Annotated in this window: 14 protein-coding genes and 2 riboswitches; of the genes, 10 read left to right on the forward strand and 4 right to left on the reverse strand. The window is 61.1% G+C overall.

What is annotated here, in order from left to right; genetic code table 11:
- On the forward strand, positions 1 to 2,806 hold a 2,806-nt coding region (locus tag P3C18_RS18230), incomplete at its 5' end, for a tandem-95 repeat protein (RefSeq protein ID WP_275963230.1).
- A 71-nt stretch (positions 2,807 to 2,877) separates the two neighbouring features.
- The gene (locus tag P3C18_RS18235) at positions 2,878 to 3,216 is read left to right on the forward strand and encodes a tryptophan synthase subunit beta (protein ID WP_275963231.1); all 339 of its coding nucleotides are present in this window, start codon (positions 2,878 to 2,880) and stop codon (positions 3,214 to 3,216) included.
- Positions 3,217 to 3,296: 80 nt separating this feature from the next.
- Here the strand turns inward: P3C18_RS18235 and P3C18_RS18240 are convergent, their stop codons facing one another.
- Together P3C18_RS18240 and P3C18_RS18245 are read right to left on the reverse strand one after the other, a co-directional pair.
- Positions 3,297 to 3,548 (reverse strand): DUF1145 domain-containing protein, encoded by a 252-nt coding sequence (locus P3C18_RS18240; RefSeq protein ID WP_275963232.1) that lies wholly within the window; start codon positions 3,546 to 3,548, stop codon positions 3,297 to 3,299.
- A 110-nt stretch (positions 3,549 to 3,658) separates the two neighbouring features.
- Complete coding sequence (locus P3C18_RS18245; RefSeq protein WP_275963233.1) at positions 3,659 to 5,446, reverse strand: alkyl sulfatase dimerization domain-containing protein; 1,788 nt, start codon at positions 5,444 to 5,446, stop codon at positions 3,659 to 3,661.
- A gap of 97 nt (positions 5,447 to 5,543) precedes the next feature.
- On the opposite strand from P3C18_RS18245, the gene P3C18_RS18250 reads away from it, so the two are divergent.
- Positions 5,544 to 6,467, forward strand: coding sequence for a LysR substrate-binding domain-containing protein (locus tag P3C18_RS18250; protein ID WP_275963234.1), 924 nt, complete (start codon positions 5,544 to 5,546; stop codon positions 6,465 to 6,467).
- Positions 6,468 to 6,691: 224 nt separating this feature from the next.
- Here the strand turns inward: P3C18_RS18250 and P3C18_RS18255 are convergent, their stop codons facing one another.
- Positions 6,692 to 7,159 (reverse strand): hypothetical protein, encoded by a 468-nt coding sequence (locus P3C18_RS18255; protein ID WP_275963235.1) that lies wholly within the window; start codon positions 7,157 to 7,159, stop codon positions 6,692 to 6,694.
- A 248-nt stretch (positions 7,160 to 7,407) separates the two neighbouring features.
- Positions 7,408 to 7,532: riboswitch (guanidine-I (ykkC/yxkD leader) on the forward strand.
- Between the two features lie 54 nt (positions 7,533 to 7,586).
- Here P3C18_RS18255 and P3C18_RS18260 point away from each other — a divergent pair.
- The 7 genes from P3C18_RS18260 (at position 7,587) to uca (ending at position 17,089) form a co-directional block, all read left to right on the forward strand.
- Positions 7,587 to 8,663 (forward strand): putative urea ABC transporter substrate-binding protein, encoded by a 1,077-nt coding sequence (locus tag P3C18_RS18260; protein ID WP_275963236.1) that lies wholly within the window; start codon positions 7,587 to 7,589, stop codon positions 8,661 to 8,663.
- A 178-nt stretch (positions 8,664 to 8,841) separates the two neighbouring features.
- Positions 8,842 to 8,951, forward strand: a riboswitch (guanidine-I (ykkC/yxkD leader).
- A gap of 66 nt (positions 8,952 to 9,017) precedes the next feature.
- Positions 9,018 to 10,085 (forward strand): putative urea ABC transporter substrate-binding protein, encoded by a 1,068-nt coding sequence (locus P3C18_RS18265; protein WP_275963237.1) that lies wholly within the window; start codon positions 9,018 to 9,020, stop codon positions 10,083 to 10,085.
- Positions 10,086 to 10,193: 108 nt separating this feature from the next.
- Positions 10,194 to 11,009 carry an ABC transporter permease gene (locus P3C18_RS18270; protein ID WP_275963238.1) on the forward strand — a complete coding sequence of 272 codons (816 nt, stop codon included), beginning with the start codon at positions 10,194 to 10,196 and terminating at the stop codon, positions 11,007 to 11,009.
- Entirely contained in the window at positions 11,006 to 11,800 is a 795-nt protein-coding gene (locus P3C18_RS18275) for an ABC transporter ATP-binding protein (RefSeq protein WP_275963239.1), read from the forward strand. Before P3C18_RS18270 ends, P3C18_RS18275 begins: the two co-directional genes overlap by 4 nt.
- Positions 11,801 to 11,809: 9 nt before the next feature.
- Positions 11,810 to 12,538 (forward strand): urea amidolyase associated protein UAAP1, encoded by a 729-nt coding sequence (locus P3C18_RS18280; protein WP_275963240.1) that lies wholly within the window; start codon positions 11,810 to 11,812, stop codon positions 12,536 to 12,538.
- 11 nt (positions 12,539 to 12,549) lie between these two features.
- Complete coding sequence (locus P3C18_RS18285) at positions 12,550 to 13,185, forward strand: urea amidolyase associated protein UAAP2 (protein WP_275963241.1); 636 nt, start codon at positions 12,550 to 12,552, stop codon at positions 13,183 to 13,185.
- 217 nt (positions 13,186 to 13,402) lie between these two features.
- Complete coding sequence (gene uca, locus P3C18_RS18290; protein WP_275963242.1) at positions 13,403 to 17,089, forward strand: urea carboxylase; 3,687 nt, start codon at positions 13,403 to 13,405, stop codon at positions 17,087 to 17,089.
- 312 nt (positions 17,090 to 17,401) lie between these two features.
- On the opposite strand, the gene P3C18_RS18295 is transcribed toward uca, so the two are convergent.
- Entirely contained in the window at positions 17,402 to 18,064 is a 663-nt protein-coding gene (locus P3C18_RS18295; RefSeq protein ID WP_275963243.1) for a methyltransferase domain-containing protein, read from the reverse strand.
- Positions 18,065 to 18,182: the final 118 nt, after the last annotated feature.

Genomic DNA, 18,182 nt, shown 5'->3' on the forward strand with positions numbered 1-18,182 from the left:
CACCGTGACCGATGGTGCGCTGACCTCCAACACCGCCACCGTGACCGTCAACGTCGCGCCGGTAAATGATGCACCGGTTGCCGTCAACGACAGCCTGGTCGCCAGCGAAGACACTCCGATCACCTACACAGCAAATGACCTGCTGAGTAATGACAGCGATGTCGATGGCGATACCCTGACCATCGCCAGTGTCACCAGCGGTAATGGCGGTACGGCCGTGCTCAACCCTGACGGCACAGTGACTTTCACCCCGAATGCCAACTTCAATGGCGTCGCTGACTTCACCTACACCGTGACCGATGGTGCGCTGACCTCCAACACCGCCACCGTGACCGTCAACGTCGCGCCGGTAAATGATGCACCGGTTGCCGTCGCCGATGCCTTTACTTTAAATGAAGACGAAACACTGACAGTCACATCGGCAAACGGTGTATTGGCCAATGACAGCGATATCGATGGCGACACTCTGACAGCTTCACTGGTAAGCGGCCCTGCACAGGGTAGTTTGACCCTTAATGCTGACGGTTCGTTTAGTTACACCCCAGCTCCAAACTGGTCAGGCAGCGACAGCTTCACCTACCGCACGTTCGATGGCACCAGTTTCAGCAACCCTGTAACAGTGTCTCTTAATGTCGTGCCGGTCGCCGACACACCTGACCTGCAACTCAACGGCAGCCGTGTACTTGCTTCAACCGATTTTGAAAGCGCAGCGCTCAATGGTGCTAGCTGGTCCGCAGGAATTAGCTCTGCCGGCCTGAACAATGGCGTTGGCAGCACCTGGCAAACCGACAATCCAAACGGCCAGGTAGAGGTCGGCCAGCAGTCGGTGTACATGGGAGGTAACTCGACCAACCAGGTTATTGAACTTGAGCGCATCGCGGGTGATGCCTCCAACCTATTCACCAACGTGACTGGCCAAGCAGGAGCTACTTACTCGCTGGACTTCGACTACTCGCCGCGCAGTGGCGCCCTGGCAACCTCCAATATCGAGGTTTATTGGGACGGTAACCTGCTCGGCACACTTAGCTCTGCAGCCGTAGGCTTTACGTCCTACCACTTCGATTTGCCAATTCCCGCAGACGGTACATACAAGCTTGAATTCAAGGCAGTGGATAGCACCAGTGTCGGCGGCCTGCTGGACAATATTGTGCTCTCCGATGTACGCAATATTGGCAACGAAGACGCCTGGATACGCCTATCCGATATCAGCGCGAACCTAACGGACACCGATGGTTCGGAAACACTGCAAATCACCATCGAGTCCTTACCTGCCGGCTCTTTCCTGAGAGACAACAATGGCAACCTGTTCGAAGCCACCGGCAGCAATGTGGCTGATATCACAGGCTGGGATAAATCGACCTTGTCCTTCCTGCCACCACCGAATTACAACGGTTCGCTAACGCTTAACGTCACCGCTACGGCAACAGAGACCGCCAATAACGATCAGAGCGCAACCTCAACCCCTCTGAATGTAACGGTCAACCCAGTCAATGACGGGCCCGTGGCAGGCAGCGACGTGGTCACGCCGAGTTCAATCCGTTCAGGCCTGCACGCTGACTTCTATAACTACCGTGAAGGCGCAGTCGCCAGTGGCTTCGACGGTCCCAATATGGCCAGCATCAGCCAGGCGGAAGCCTTTATTGCCAGTAGCCAGGCCAATGCCATTTTTGTTGCGTCAAGCCTGAGCTTCACACCTACCCTCACTCACCTGGGTAGCGGTACAGAGCTGGAAACCTTCCTAGGTAGCGCCAGCAGTAGCCTGGTAGATATAAACCGACTCTCAACCATAGATGCTGTCGTACACATGCGCGGACAGATAAATCTCTCGGCAGGCACCTATAACTTCCGTATCAATGCTGACGATGGCTATATCATCCGCATCAACGGTGAGGTCGTCGCCTCATTGAACGGCACCAATACCAATAACACCTCGACTCACAGCAGTTTCAGCATTGCCGCCGGCGGCCTGCAAGACATTGAAATCGTTTACTACGATCAAGGTGGATTTTCGCGCTTCAATGCCGAGTTGAGAAGCAATGGCGCCGGCCCTTATGAGCCGGTTACCGATGCAATGCTTTCCCACAGTCCTGCACTCTATGGCGGCGTGGAAACCTACAGCATCAGCGCTGCCGAGCTGCTCGCGAATGACAGCGACGCTGACAGTGGCGACATTCTCAGCATCACTGCGGTAAGCGGAGCCATTGGTGGCACGGTAAGCCTGAGCGCAGACTTCTCGACCGTGACCTTTGTCCGTGAAGCGGGCTTTACTGGCACTCCCAGCTTCACCTACACGGTAACCGATACTGCCGGCGCAACCAGCAACGCCCAGGTCCAGATCAACCCGACCTCCACGCTGATTAGCGGGTCGGCAGCTGCCGACATACTAATCGGCGATGCAGATGACAACCTGATCATGGGCCTTGCCGGAAACGACACACTGACTGGTGCTGGCGGTAGCGACACGTTTATCTGGCTAAAAGGCCATACCGGCAATGACACCATCAGTGATTTCAACATCAGCATGGACCTTGCCCAGCGGGACCGCCTTGACCTGCACGATCTGCTGCAAGGCGAGAACGCGGGCAATATCGACAACTACCTGCAAATCGTCAGCACCCCTCTAGAAACCACCCTGCAAATCAGCACCAACGGTCAATTCAACGTTGGTGGTAGCGCCGACCTTAGCATCAGGCTTGAAAACGGCGGAGCTCCCGTAGACCTCTCAAGCTTTGGCGCAACCTCTTCACAGATAGTCAACTCACTGATCGCAGGCGCCGACCCGATCATCAAAGTCGACCACAGCTGATGGCCATAACCCCGCTACCATAAGGTAGCGGGGTTAATATTGAGCACGGCCAGCAAGCCAAGGAGCAGTCGATGTTGTATGTAAAGCGGGATGCCTGGGGCAACTTACAGCAGGTGGAAGCAGCGCCTTTTGAGGGCATGGATGGCGAGTTACTGGCTGACAGCGAAGAAGCGCAAGCCTGGTATGCCAATCAGACTGTAGAAAGCAGCCTGCTGCAGCTCAAGCAGAGTGATCTGGACATGATCCGGGTACTGGAAGACTTGATTACCGTGCTGATCCGCAAAGGCGTGGTGCGTATTACCGATCTGCCGGAAGCAGCCCAGAGCAAGCTGGTAGGCCGTAGCAAGGCGCGAGACGCCCTAGGTGGCTTGCACCGTTTGATCAATGACGACGAGTCAAAACTCATCTAGACACCGCCAACACAACGGCCGCATCGCGACCGACGCCCTCGACTAACCAACTTGGCTAACCGAGGGCGCTATGTGTCGAGCTAGCTTCGAGCCAAGCCCTGCAAATGCACAAAGCCAAACAACAGCACCTGCACCCGCTGCAACCAGGGCTGCGGCTGGCCGACCAGGCGGGCCTTGAACAGCAGCAGCTCGCCGAGATGCGCCAGCAGCATGCCACCGGCAAGCAGGTTGACCGCCAGGTACCAGCCCTCGCCCATGGGGTAGAGCAGGTTGAGCAGCGCCAGTAGCCAGAATGCGGCCAGCGCGCCTTTGGCGAATATCAGAACAGGCATACATCACTCCTTAATCAGCTAAGTCAGCCAGGTGAAAAACCTGAGCAGTCTGCCCTGATAATGCCTCACGCGCGTCCGCACTTTGGTCGGGTCGAGTGACGCAGCAACACTCAACGCAGCGTCAGGGCAATCGGTTCATCGCTGAAATCGAAGCAGCCGAGGAAGGTCTTGATCTCCAGCAGATTGCCGTCGACTTTTACATCACCCAGTAGCGCACCCTTGAGCAGGCCGTTCTCGCCGCTCATCACGGTGTCCAGGTACGTCTTGTCGAGGGTCAGCTTGAGCGTGGTGCCCTCGGGGATGCCCTGGTGCAACTGCACCACACCGCGGCGCACTTCTAGCGCCCATTCCTCGCCGATATCCGGGAAGCTGAAGCCCAGGGTCAGCTGCACATCACTGGCCTTATCCGGGTCGACCCGGGTAATCCAGTTTTGCAGAAATATTTTCGCCGGAAAGGCCTTGAGCATGTCCGCCGAGAGAAACACGCTGCGTATGCTTTGCGCCATCTGCTGCACTTTACCGCCGGCAAACTGGCCCTCCAGCTCCATGGCGCTCATCAGGTACCAGTTGCGCCAATTGATATTCATGCTGGCGTAACCCAGTTTGCGAAAGCTGCGCGCCTTAATATCGCGCGCTAGCTTGTCCTCGTTGTCCACCTGAATGGCGTAGCTGGAAAGCTCAGCGGCCCATTGGTAATCACCCTTGAGATAGGCTTCTCCGGCGGCCAGCAGCAGTTTTTCCCGCCCCCCCATCAAGGCAATCAGACGCTCGGCCTTGTCTTTCGGCGGCAACGGGTCAAGCGCCACCGGGTCGCCCTGAAACCAGCCCATATAACCGTTATAGATCTGCCGCACGCTGTGCTTCACCGTGCCGTAGTACTCGCGCAGATAAGGTGTGTAGCCCGCCAGGTGTGGCGGCAGTTTGACCTTCTCGACCAGCTCGTCCGGGGTCAGGCCCTTGTTCATCCAGCGCACGCTCTGGTCGTGGATATAGGCAATACCGTCGCGGGTCATGCGCAATACTTCCTCGACCTTATCCTGGCCGCTGACCGGGCGGCCATGCAGCGGCACCATATGCTCGGCCTTATAGGCGCGCAGCTTGTCCAGGCTCTCGACCCACACCACCGGGTCGCGGAACTTGGTACCGCGCAGGGTGTGGATATTCGGTAGGGTCGGGCCCTGCTCCACTTCGGCACTGATCAGCACGCGGTTATCCGGCAGGTAAATGATGATCTCGTCCGGCGCTTCGCTGGGCACATGCAGAAACTGCAGGTCCAGGCCGGCGATGCGGGTGTCGAGCTTGTCCTTGAAGGTCAGAGTAGGCGCAATAAAAGTTGCGGCCTCGACCTTGGCAATGGGCCCGATACCGGCATTCATCTGTTCGTGATCACCCTCGGGGAGCATGGCGCCGAAGCTGTAGCCGGAGCGCACCGACAGAATCGGCCCGACCAGCGCGCCCTGGGCCACCACATTGGCCAGCAGGGTTTCATGGGCAATGATCTGCACTTCACCGCTGCGCACCTGCTCTTCAGTGACGAAAGCTTTTACGCCGTTGATATGGTCGGAGTGGAAGTGGGTGTAGACCACCGCCTTGACCGGCTTGTCGCTGATCTTGCGGAACTCGGCCATGATCTTGCGCGATTCGCTGACCGATTCGCCGGTGTCGATGATGATCAGCCCTTCCGGCGCCTCAATCATCGCCACGTTGCCCAGCTGCCAGCCGACCGCCGAATAGACGTTGCCGGCCACCTGGTAGACCTTCTGCGCGAAGTGTTTGCTGTGTTCGGCCAGTTCCGGGTGGATCGAGGCTTTGATCTGCTCTTCCGGCAAAGCTGCGTGGCCGGCCATGGGTAACGCCAGGCTCAGCAGCACGGCGGCAGTTCGATTGAGTGAAAACATGCGAAGGCGCTCATTGTTATTGGCAGTGCTGGAAGATTGGCCAAACCAAGTCAATAATTCCAATGCATTCCAAACTCAATAGCGATGCACAGAGCGCATGAATGATCTACGCCAGCTCCGCCACTTTGTCGCCCTCGCCGAGCACGGCCATTTCGCCCGTGCCGCCGAAGCCGTGCACCTCAGCCAACCCGCCCTAAGCCGCAGTATTCAGGCACTGGAGTCCAGCCTCGGCTGCAACCTGGTCGACCGCCACAGCCGCGGTATCAGCCTGACCACCCACGGCCAACTGGTACTGGAACATGCTCAACGCCTGCTGGCCGGCAGCCGCGCGCTGAAGAATGCCGTCAGCCAGCTGGGTAATCTGCAAACCGGTGAACTGCGTCTGGGCAGCGGTCCCTACCCGGCCGCGCGTCTGGTGCCACGAGCGCTGGGACGCATGGCGCAGCGTTACCCACGGGTGCGGATCAATCTGCAGATTGGCAACTGGCTGGAACTGCGCAGCAGCCTGCTGGATGACGCCCTGGAGTTGTTTGTCGCCGATAGCCGCGAGCTGCGAGGCGACACGCTGCTGTGCATCGAGCCACTGCAGCGCCACAGCGGCGTACTGTTCTGCCGCCCCGGGCACCCACTGCTGAAGCAACCGACGCTGCGTATGCACGATCTGCTCGACTACCCCATTGCCGGCACCCAACTACCGCAGGCGGTCGAGCAGAACCTGCGCGCACTCAGCGGCCGCGAACAGCCGCTGAGTATTCAGTGCGATAACTTTATGGTGCTCAAAGCCCTGGTGGCCGATAGCGACGTGCTAAGCATGGCGCCCTGGGATGTGGTGGCCGAGGATATCCAGACAGGTCGCCTGGCGCGGTTGCCGCTGGAAGCAGGTGCATTGACCGAGCAATCCGCCTACGCCCTGATCAGCCGCGCCGGGCACAGCCTGTCACCGGCGGCGCAAGCTATACGGGAAGAGATACTGGCCGAAGATCAGCTCTTCGGCCGTCAGCTTGAAGATGCGCCAGGTTAATAGAGCGCCTAAAAATAGTTGGTTAGAACCTGTTTACGAGCTCGCGAGCTAGAGCTATGCAAGGCGCTACGTTAGTAACAGCCTCTGGCTGATCAAAGCGGCGAGGAAGCGGACTGGGCTCGCACACGAGTGTACGAGCTGTACATGAGCATTCCGACTGGGCTCGCATCCGAGCCTGTTTTTAACGCAGCAGAGCCGACGCGCAGCAGATCGTAAATAGGTTCTTAGTTGCGCTGCCGCTCCCAGCCCTTACTCTCATCACGCCGCCCCTCGCGTCGATCATCACCACGCCGCTCACCACCCCGTTGTGCATCGTGGCGTTGCGGGCGCTGTTGCTGATGGTTGCGCGAGTGGTCGCGATCACGGCGACCATCCCAGCCAGCGTGCGGTTGCGTCACGCGGTAGTCATGACGGTTATGGTACTTGTGCGTTTGGTAGTGACGCGGCTGCGGGGCCGGCACGTAATAACGCGGTGGTTGACGGTAATCATCGTAACGTCGCCCATCATGGTGATAAGCCTTGTAGCGCTGCGGCTGCGGCACCACGTAAACCGGGTAGCGTTGCACCTGATAGTAGGTAGTCGAAGGTCCGCGATCATAACCGCGGTGACCATAGCCACTGCCGCCGCCGTAGACCGCACAACCGCTTAAAGACAAAACCAACAACGCCAGCAGCATGGATTTGTATGACATAGCGGCCTCCTTCGACCGCGGGTGCGGCAGCGACCGTTGTCGCTGCCAGGGATTGCTCCCAATAAATAGACAACGGCGCAGGCCATCCAGTGCGTTGGCCCTAAGCAGCAGATTTCATGACAAATTATTTCAGCGCCGATACGGCCTGCGCTTCGGCTTACACAGACCAACCTGGCACAGTCCTCGCTTAGCGTTCTGCGCATAAAGGAAATGCGTACGGCGGCAAGCAGCTTGCAGCCAGACAATCTGCAATGGTCGACTAGGGTTCCGGTTCGCTGAGCAAGCCTGCAGCGAATGACTGGTCCGAGAGTCGACGACCTCACGCAATGGCCACGGCCATGGGGTTACACGGCGGGATAAAAGCCCGGGAGAACGCACAGCACTGCTGTTCGCTTTCCTGTTCCCGCTGACTGACCCGAGGTTACCCATGCCGCTATCCACCCTGCTCGCCCGCCTGACTGCCACCTGCCTGCTCGCCGCCCTGCTGCTGCAACCGGCCACTGCTGCGAATGAGCCGAAAACCTTCAAGCTGTGCTGGTCGATCTTCGCCGGCTGGATGCCCTGGGGCTATGCCGCCAACGAAGGCATCGTGAAGAAATGGGCCGACCAGTACGGCATCCGCGTCGAAGTCAGCGAAGTGCCGGATTACGTCGGCTCAATCGAGCGCTACAGCGCCGGGGAGTTCGATGCCTGCTCGATGACCAATATGGATGCCCTGACCATCCCGGCTGCGGCGGGCGTGGACTCCACCGCATTGATCATCGGCGACTTCTCCAACGGTGCGGATGCCATTTTGCTGCGCGGCCCGGGGCTGACCCTGAAGGACCTCAAGGGCAAGACCGTGCTGCTGGTGGAGAACTCGGTGTCGCATTACTTGCTCAGTCGCGCCCTGGAGTGGGCCCTGCTTACGCCTGAGGATGTGACCATCCAGCACGTCTCCGACACGCAGATTGCCGAGGCCTTTCTCGCCGGCCAGGGCGATGCAGTAATCACCTGGAATCCGATCCTGGCCAAGATCAAGCAGCAGGCTCAGGTCAGCCAGGTGTTCAGCTCCAACCTGATACCCGGCGAGATCGTCGACCTCACCGTGGTCAACAGCAAGGTCCTCGCCGCCCACCCGGAGCTGGGTAAGGCGCTGACCGGCGCCTGGTTCGAAACCCAGCGCCTGATGGGCATGCCCACCGATGCTGGGCGCGCAGCACGGGCCAAGATGGCCAGCGCCGCCAGCACCACGCCGGAGGATTTCAGCCAGCAACTCGACACCCTACGCTCGTTCTACTCGCCGCGTTACGCCCTTGCCTTTGCCCGCGCCAACAAGATGCCCGAGCTGATGCAACGGGTCGCCCAGTTCGCCGACCAGCAGAAGCTGCTCGGCCACGACGGCAAGGGCCTGGATAAGCTCGGCATCGCCTTCAGCGGTGAGCGCAGCCTGGGCAATGCCGACAACATCCTGCTGCGTTTCGATGGCAGTTATATGCAGATGGCCGCCGAGAAAAACCTGTAACGCCCAGCGCCCCGCAATGCAGCACATCGACATCATTACGCACCGCCAGGGCGCACACCCCTGGCCCGACACCGGCAGAAACCGCGTGCCAGCGCGCTAGATCGAGCTGGCACGATGTTCGCAATACCTACCTTGTGCAGGAACAACCCGCTTCGGCGGGATCGCGGCACCACAATTTGCAATAGCCGACTAGGGTTCCGGGCTGACGATCAGAGGATCGACAGCTGACTGGTCCGAGAGTTGGCGACCTCCTTCGAGGTTACACGGCGGGATAAAAGCCCGGGAGAACGCGCCCCACCCGTGGGGAACCGCCGCGCACTCCTGCCCGTACTTTCTCGAACTGGAGGCTCCACCATGCGTAAGACCCGTCTGTGTTCAGTACTCGCCGCCGGCCTGGCCGCCGCCATCAGCCTCAATAGCCACGCCGCGCCGAAATCCGACTTCAGCGTCTGCTGGACCATCTACGCCGGCTGGATGCCGTGGGAATACGGCGCCGCAGAAGGCATCGTCGACAAGTGGGCGAAAAAGTACGACATCAATATCGATGTGGTGCAGATCAACGATTACGTCGAGTCGATCAACCAGTACAGCGCCGGCCAGTTCGATGGCTGCACCATGACCAATATGGATGCCCTGACCATTCCGGCAGCTGGCGGCGTGGACAGCACCGCGCTGATCATCGGCGACTTCTCCAACGGCAACGACGGTGTCGTGCTCAAAGGCGAGAAGAAGACCCTGGGCGATCTCAAGGGCCAGAACGTCAACCTGGTCGAGCTGTCCGTTTCCCACTACCTGCTGGCCCGCGGCTTGGAAAAAGCCGGCCTCAGCGAGAAAGACCTGAAAGTGGTCAACACCTCCGACGCCGACATGGTCGCCGCCTTCTCCACCAACGACGTCACCGCCGTGACTACCTGGAACCCGCTGCTGGCCGAGATCGAAGCCACACCGAGCGTGACCAAGGTGTTCGACTCCAGCCAAATCCCCGGGGAAATCATCGACCTGATGGTGGTCAACAGCGACACCCTCAAGGACAACCCCGCCTTCGGCAAAGCGCTGACCGGCGCCTGGTACGAAATCATGGCCACCATGAGTGCCGATACCCCGGCCGGCAAGGCCGCTCGCGAGCATATGGCCAAGGCCTCCGGCACTGACCTGGCTGGCTACGAAGCGCAGCTTGCAGCGACCAAGATGTTCTATTCGGCCAAGGACGCCGTGGCCTTCGCCACCAGCCCGAAACTGCCAGCCACCATGACCAAGGTCGCGGAGTTCTCCTTCGGCCACGGCCTGCTCGGTGAAGGCGCGCAAAGTGCCGATGCCATCGGCATGGGCTTCGCCAAGGGCGTGACCACCGGCGACACCGGCAACCTCAAGCTGCGCTTCGACCCCAGCTATATGCAGATGGCGGCTGACGGCACGCTCTGACCGCTCCGTAGGGTGGATGACGCTCTTTTCATCCACCGTGAATCCGGTGTGGTGGTGGATGGGTAAAGCGCCATCCACCCTACGCCCACTTTGCTTCGAGAGCTTGCCATGCGCCTGATCAACCGCCATCCGGATCGCAGCGGTCGCCTGCTGCTGATCCTGCTGCCCTTCGCCCTGCTGCTGTTCGCCTACTTCGCGGGCTCGGCGCAGCGCCTGGCTGACAACCCCAACGACAAACTGCTGCCCAGCGCCAGCCAGATGGTGGCGGCGGTTGATCGCCTGGCCTTTACCGAGGACAAGCGCAGCGGCAACTACCTGTTCTGGCAGGACAGCGCCGCCAGCCTGTCACGCCTGGCCATGGGCATCGGCATCGCCGCCATCGCCGGGCTGTGCTTAGGGATAGCGGCGGGCATCATCCCGCTGTTTGGCGCGCCGTTGTCGCCCCTGCTCACGGTGCTGTCGATGGTGCCGCCGCTGGCGATTCTGCCAATCCTGTTTATCGTTTTCGGCCTGGGCGAGTTGTCCAAGGTGATGCTGATCGTGATCGGCATCACCCCCTGCATCGCCCGCGATCTGGAACAACGCGCCCGCGAAATCCCCCAGGAAATCCTGATCAAGGCGCAGACCCTCGGCGCCAGCACCTGGACCCTGATTCTGCGTGTGGTGCTGCCGCAACTGCTGCCGCGCCTGCTGATCTGCCTGCGCCTGATGCTCGGCTCGGCCTGGCTGTTTCTGATTGCCGCCGAAGCCATCGCCAGCACCGACGGCCTGGGCTACCGGATCTTCCTGGTGCGCCGCTATATGGCCATGGACGTGATCCTGCCCTATGTGGTGTGGATCACTCTGCTCGCCTGGCTGATGGACCTGGGCCTGCGCCAGACCATCCGCGTGTGCTTCCCCTGGTACGAGGGGGCCAAGGCATGAGCACCTTTATCGAAGTGAAGAACGTCTGGCAGGAGTACGGCGATCAGGTCGTACTGGAAAGACTCAACCTGTCGATCAACGAAGGCGAGTTCTGCACCCTGGTCGGTGCATCCGGCTGCGGCAAATCGACTTTTCTGCGCCTGCTGCTCGGTCAGGAGCGCGCCAGCCGTGGCGAGATTCTGCTCGGTGGTGAGCCGCTGGCCGCCGAGCCCGATAGCAGCCGTGGCGTGGTATTTCAGCGCTACTCGGTGTTTCCACATCTGACCGTGCTGGACAACGTCGCCATCGGCCTGGAGTTGCCGCGCTCAAAACTGCTCGGCCGGCTGTTCGGCACCGCCAAGCGCGAAGCCCGCGAACAGGCTGCACAAATGCTAACCAAGGTAGGCCTCGGCCATGCCCTGGATAAATACCCCAGCCAGCTCTCCGGCGGCATGCAGCAACGCCTGGCCATTGCCCAGGCGCTGATCATGCAGCCGCGCGTGCTGCTGCTCGACGAACCCTTTGGCGCCCTCGACCCCGGCATCCGCAAGGACATGCACAGCCTGCTGCTGGAGTTGTGGCACGAAACCAAGCTCACCGTATTTATGGTCACCCACGACCTGAGCGAAGGCTTCAGCCTCGGCACCCGCCTGCTGGTGTTCGACAAGACCCGCATTGATCCGCACGCGCCGAACGCCTTCGGCGCGCGCATCACCTACGACATCCCCCTCAACAGCGACCGCCGCGCCACCCGCGCTGCCGTCGAAGCGTTGCCCGCGCATATCGCCGGCAACCTGCAACCGGCCCTGTAGGAGCACCCGATGACTGCCTCTTTAAGCTTGCGCCCCACGCTCTACGAAGAGCTCGTTCCCGGTGGCGGCCATACTTCCTTTGTCCTCAAGCGCGGCCAATTGCTGCGCGTTACCGACCTGCAAGGCGGCGCCAATGCCAGCCTGCTGCTGCTCAATGCTGCCGAAAAAAGCGAACGGCTAAACCTGCCCGACAGCCTCAAATGCCAGCACACCGCCAAGCTCACCGCCGGGCACTGCCTGTATTCGGATATGGGCCGGGTGCTCGCCGCCATTACCGCCGATACCTGCAGCTGGCATGACAGCTTCGGCGGCGTACTGAATGCCGATGAAGTGCAGGAAAAGTACGGCAACGGCAACTATCAGCAACTGCGCAACGGCTTCTTCCGCAACGGCGTAGACAACCTGCTGGTGGAAATGGGCAAGTGGAACCTGGGTCTTGCCGACCTGCTGATGTGCCTCAACCTGTTCAGCAAGGTCACGGTCGACAGCGACGGCTGCTTCCACTTCCAGCCGGGCAATTCCAAGGCCGGCGACTACATCGAGCTGTACGCGCCGATGGACACGCTGGTGGTACTCACTGCCCTGCAGCACCCCATGGACCCCAACCCTGTGTATGCGCCCAAGCCGCTGCAACTGAGCTGGCACAAGGTCGAAAGCGACGGCATCAGCGTGCTGTGCCGCACCTCGCGCCCGGAAAACCAGCGTGGCTTCCATAACACCGAACGTCTGTATATCTGAGGCCGGCCAGCATGACTCTTATCTCAAGCGACAAGCACCCGGAAGCTGCGGTGTACCGCGCCACCATCGCCGCTGGCGAACCCTTTCTCTGCGAAGTAAAAGCCGGCCAGACCCTGCGCCTGCTTGATCTGGAAGGCAATCAGGCGGTCGATACGCTGTTCTATTCGTCGCGCAACCCGCGCGAGCGCTATGACGTGCAACGCACCCTGCGCAAACAGAACCGCGTGTACCTGACCACCGGCAGCGTGCTGTATTCCAACCTCGGCCAGCCGATGCTGACCATCAGCGCCGACACCTGTGGCCGTCACGACACCCTCGGCGGCGCCTGCGCCCAGGAAAGCAACACCGTGCGCTACGCCCTGGACAAGCGCTATATGCACAGCTGCCGCGACAACTTTCTGCGCGCCAGCCTGCATGACGGCCGCCTGAACAAGGCCGACATCAGCGCCAACATCAACTTCTTTATGAACGTGCCGGTGACGCCCGAAGGCGGCCTGACCTTTGAAGACGGCATCTCCGCCGCTGGCAAATACGTCGAGCTCAAGGCGCATATGGACGTGATCGTGCTGATCTCCAACTGCCCGCAACTGAACAACCCATGCAACGGCTACAACCCGACTCCGGCTGAAGTGCTGATATGGGACTGAACAAAGACGGATGTGGGAGGGGCTTTAGCCGCGAGCAATTGACCTTAAAAGCTCGCGGCTAAAGCCCCTCCTACAGTGGTGAACGTAGCCCGGATGCAATCCGGGGAAAACCACAGCATCACCCCGGATTGCATCCGGGCTACGAATTTTCCACCTCGGACGACCGTGGTGCAGACCGAATACCGCGGGACGGCCCGCCCCTTCGAGGACACCTCGAATGTTCAACAAACTGCTGATCGCCAACCGTGGCGCCATTGCCTGCCGCATCCTGCGTACGCTACGCGCCCTTGATGTACAGGGCGTGGCCGTCTACTCCGAAGCCGACGCCGCCAGCCTGCATATTCAGCAGGCGGACGAAGCGCACAGCCTGGGCGAAGGCCCAGCAGCCAGCACCTACCTGGTGGTCGAGAAGATTCTCGCCGTGGCCAAACAGAGCGGCGCCACCGCGATCCACCCCGGTTACGGCTTCCTCTCCGAGAACGCCGCCTTTGCCGAAGCCTGCGAGGCCGCCGGTATCGCCTTTGTCGGCCCCACACCCGAGCAGCTGCGGGTGTTCGGCCTCAAACACACCGCCCGCGCTCTGGCCAAACAGCACGGCGTGCCGATGCTGGAAGGCACCGAACTACTGGAAAGCCTTGACGCCGCTTTGGTCGCAGGCGAACAGGTCGGCTACCCGGTGATGCTGAAAAGCACCGCTGGCGGCGGCGGTATCGGCATGCGCGTATGTAACAGCGCCGCCGAGCTGAGTGACGCCTTCGACGCAGTCAAACGCCTGGGCCAGAACAACTTCAGCGACAGCGGCGTATTTATCGAAAAATACATCCAGCGCGCCCGCCACCTGGAAGTGCAGGTATTTGGCGATGGTCGCGGCGAAGTGCTGGCCCTCGGCGTGCGCGACTGCTCGGTGCAGCGGCGCAACCAGAAAGTGCTGGAAGAAACCCCTGCGCCGAACCTGCCGGCCGGTATGGCCGAGGAACTCTGCGCGGCGGCGATCAAGCTGGCCAAGGCGGTCAGCTACCGCAGCGCCGGCACCGTGGAATTTGTCTATGACAGCGAGGCGGCGCGTTTCTATTTCCTCGAAGTGAATACCCGCTTGCAGGTCGAGCACGGCGTTACCGAACAGGTGTGGGGCGTCGATCTGGTGCGCTGGATGATCGAACTGGCGGCCGGCGATCTGCCACCGTTAAGCGAACTGGCAAAAGCCCTGAAACCCAACGGCCATGCCATTCAGGCGCGCCTGTACGCAGAAGATCCGGGCCGCGACTTTCAGCCGAGCCCCGGCCTGCTTACCGCTGTGGACTTCCCTAAGGCCGATGGCAAAAGCCTGCGCATCGATACCTGGGTCGAAGCCGGTTGCGAAATTCCGCCCTACTTCGACCCGATGATCGCCAAGGTCATCACCTGGGCCGATAGCCGCGAAGCCGCCAGTGCAGCCCTCGGTCAGGCCCTGGCCGACACCTTGCTGTATGGCGTGGAAACCAATAGCCAGTACCTGCGGCAGATCCTCACTGACGCACCGTTCGCCAGCGGTAACCCCTGGACCCGCTGCCTGGAAAATTTGAACTACCAAGCCACGACCTTTGAAGTGTTAAGCGCCGGCACCCAGACCACCGTACAGGACTTCCCTGGCCGCCTCGGCTACTGGGCGGTCGGCGTACCGCCGTCCGGACCGATGGACAGCCGCGCCCTGCGCCTGGGCAATCGTCTGCTGGGCAACGCGGCAGATGCCGCCGGCCTGGAAATCACCATGAGCGGCCCGACCCTGCGCTTTAACACCGATGCAGTGGTGGCAGTCACCGGTGCACCAATCCCGCTAAGCGTCGATGGTAGCGAGCAGCCACTGAATACCGCGCTGCTGATCAAAGCTGGCAGCACCTTGAGCCTTGGCACAATTGCCGGCGCGGGGGCACGTAGCTATCTAAGCCTGCGCGGCGGCGTACAGGTGCCGGATTATCTCGGCAGCAAAAGTACCTTTACCCTCGGCCAGTTCGGCGGCCACGGCGGCCGCGCCCTGAGAGCCGGTGATGTGCTGCATATCCCGGCATTGACCGACCTTCAAGCCGGTGCGCAACTGCCCGCCGCGCTGTGCCCTGGGCTGCCCGCTGTGCGCGAAATCCGCGTGATCTACGGCCCCCACGGCGCGCCGGAATACTTCACTCCGGCCTATATCGAAACCTTCTTCGCCACCGACTGGGAAGTGCACTTCAACTCCAGCCGTACCGGCGTGCGCCTGATTGGCCCGAAACCTGAGTGGGTACGCGACAGCGGCGGCGAAGCCGGCCTGCACCCCTCCAATATCCACGACAACCCCTACGCCATCGGCGCGGTGGACTTCACTGGGGATATGCCAGTGATCCTCGGCCCGGACGGCCCAAGCCTGGGCGGCTTTGTTTGCCCGGTGACGATTATCGAGGCGGATCTGTGGCAGCTGGGGCAGCTTAAGGCCGGTGACAAGGTGCGCTTTGCGCCGGTGGATATCGCCACCGCGCGGGAGTTGGCCAAGGCGCGCAATGCCGAAGTCAGTGACCTCGCGCTTGTCTCCCCTCTCCCGCTTGCGGGAGAGGGGTCGGGGGAGAGGGTTCTTGAAAACACCCAAAGCCCCTCTCCCCAACCCTCTCCCATAAATGGGAGAGGGAGCAGTTCGGTGTTGGCTTCCCCCATCGTCCTCGATATCGGCGAAGCGGATAAACGCCTGGTCGCGCGCCTGTCCGGTGACACCCATTTGCTGCTGGAAATCGGCGCACCTGAGCTGGATCTGGTACTGCGCTTCCGCGGCCATGCGCTGATGCAGGCACTGGAAGCCAAGCAGCTGGTTGGGGTGATCGACCTCACCCCAGGCATCCGCTCGCTGCAGGTGCATTACCAGCCGGAAACCCTGGCTCTTAGCGATCTGCTCGGCATAGTCGCTGGCGAATGGGATGCGGTCTGCGCCGCGCAGGACCTGCGCGTGCCATCGCGCATCGTCCATCTGCCGCTGTCCTGGGATGACCCGGCCTGCCAGTTGGCCATCGAGAAATATATGACCACGGTGCGCAAGGATGCACCCTGGTGCCCGAGCAACCTGGAATTTATCCGCCGTATCAACGACCTGCCCAATCTCGACGAGGTGTACAGAACGGTCTTTGAAGCCAGCTATCTGGTCATGGGTTTGGGCGACGTTTACCTCGGTGCGCCGGTGGCCACGCCGCTGGACCCACGCCATCGTCTGGTCACCACCAAATACAACCCGGCGCGCACCTGGACCGCCGAAAACTCGGTGGGCATCGGCGGCGCCTATATGTGCGTGTACGGCATGGAAGGCCCCGGCGGCTACCAGTTCGTCGGCCGCACCCTGCAAATGTGGAACCGCTACCGCGAAGTCGCCGCCTTCGACGGCAAGCCCTGGCTGCTGCGCTTTTTCGACCAGATCCGCTTCTACCCGGTCTCGGCGGACGAGCTGCTGCGTATCCGTCGTGACTTCCCCCTGGGCCGCTATGACTTGCGTATCGAGCACAGTGAATTGGCCCTGGCCGATTACCAGACCTTTCTCGACCGCGAGGCTGAGGGCATCGACGCCTTCCGTAACCAACAACGCGCCGCCTTCGACGCCGAACGCCAACGTTGGATCGCTTCCGGCCAGGCGCACTACGAGAGTGAGGAAGTGGCCGCCGATCTCGGCGAAGACGCCCCGCTCGGCGCCGGCCTGCATAGCATCGACAGCCATATCGCTGGCAACCTCTGGCAGGTGCAGGTGAGTGAAGGCGACCAGGTCAAAGCCGGCGATGTGCTGGTGATACTGGAGTCGATGAAGATGGAAATCCCCCTGCTCGCCCCGCGTGATGGCGTAGTGCGCGAGGTGCGCGTGCAACCCGGCTCGCCAGTGCGTGCAGGCCAGCGCGTGGTAGTTCTGGAAGAGGTTCAGTAGCGGTAGTGTGGAGTCGATGAAAATGGAAATCCCCCTGCTCGCCCCGCGTGATGGCGTGGTGCGTGAGGTGCGCGTACAACCCGGCTGCCGGTGCGTGCGGGCCAGCGCGTGGTGGTGCTGGAGGAGGCTCAGTAGCGGTAGGGTGGATGACGCTTCACCCATCCACCAACTGCGACCTCACGGTGGATGAAAAAAGCGTCATCCACCCTACACACTTAAATGAACAGCATTACGATGTGAGGCTCTAGCCGCGAAGGCGTCAATGCGGGAATGGCTTAGCCACTCGCGGCTAAAGCCCTTCCCACAACACTACTAACGCCGATAGCTAAGGATGCGCCCCTTAAACGGCGCATCCGGGTTATCCAGCAGGTTCAGGCTATCGGTCAGCTGCAGGTAGCCGTGCTCCAGCATATGCCGGGAAAACCGCGCGCTGTTGCCGCGGCCCGGGTCGACAATCAGCGCCGCCGCATGGCGATTGCAATGGCGGTCGATAAACCCGGCCAGCAGCCTGGGGTGGTCACGCTCGTACAGCAGATCGCTGCCGATCACCAGATCGAACAGGCCCAACTGCTGATAGTCCTCAGCCCAGTCGCAGCTCTGATAAGGCACCGGTTCCAGTTGATTAAGCGCGGCATTGCGCAGCAGAAACTCGCCGGCCAGCGGGTGGTAGTCGCTGGCGGTGATATCCGCGCCCAGGCGTTGCAGCACCAGGCTGGTCAGCCCCAGGCCGCAGCCCAGCTCAAGAATACGCAGCCCCTCCACCGCCATACCGCTCAGGGTTTGCGCCAGCACTTCACCGGCCGGCCAGAGCTGACCAAATAGCGACCAGGTGGCCGAGGAGATTCCGGCTTTTTCCGCCAGGCCGTCGAGGTCGGCGAACTGCTGTTTGTCGCGCAGCGAGCACAGGTGAAAATCCTCAAGGCCAATGCTCAGGGTGGAATATTTGATGCGATAGCTGGCAGGTACGCGGGGCATGGGGGCTCGGTGTGCTGAAAGGACTGCGGTCAGGGGCAGATCAGCAAGGCGTACGAGCAGCGTACGGGTCACCAAGGAGACTCTTCGTGTTGCCGCACCATAGCCCTCAAGGTCTGGC

Origin of the sequence: Pseudomonas sp. 1928-m (genome assembly GCF_029269135.1) — a bacterium.
GTDB lineage: Bacteria > Pseudomonadota > Gammaproteobacteria > Pseudomonadales > Pseudomonadaceae > Aquipseudomonas.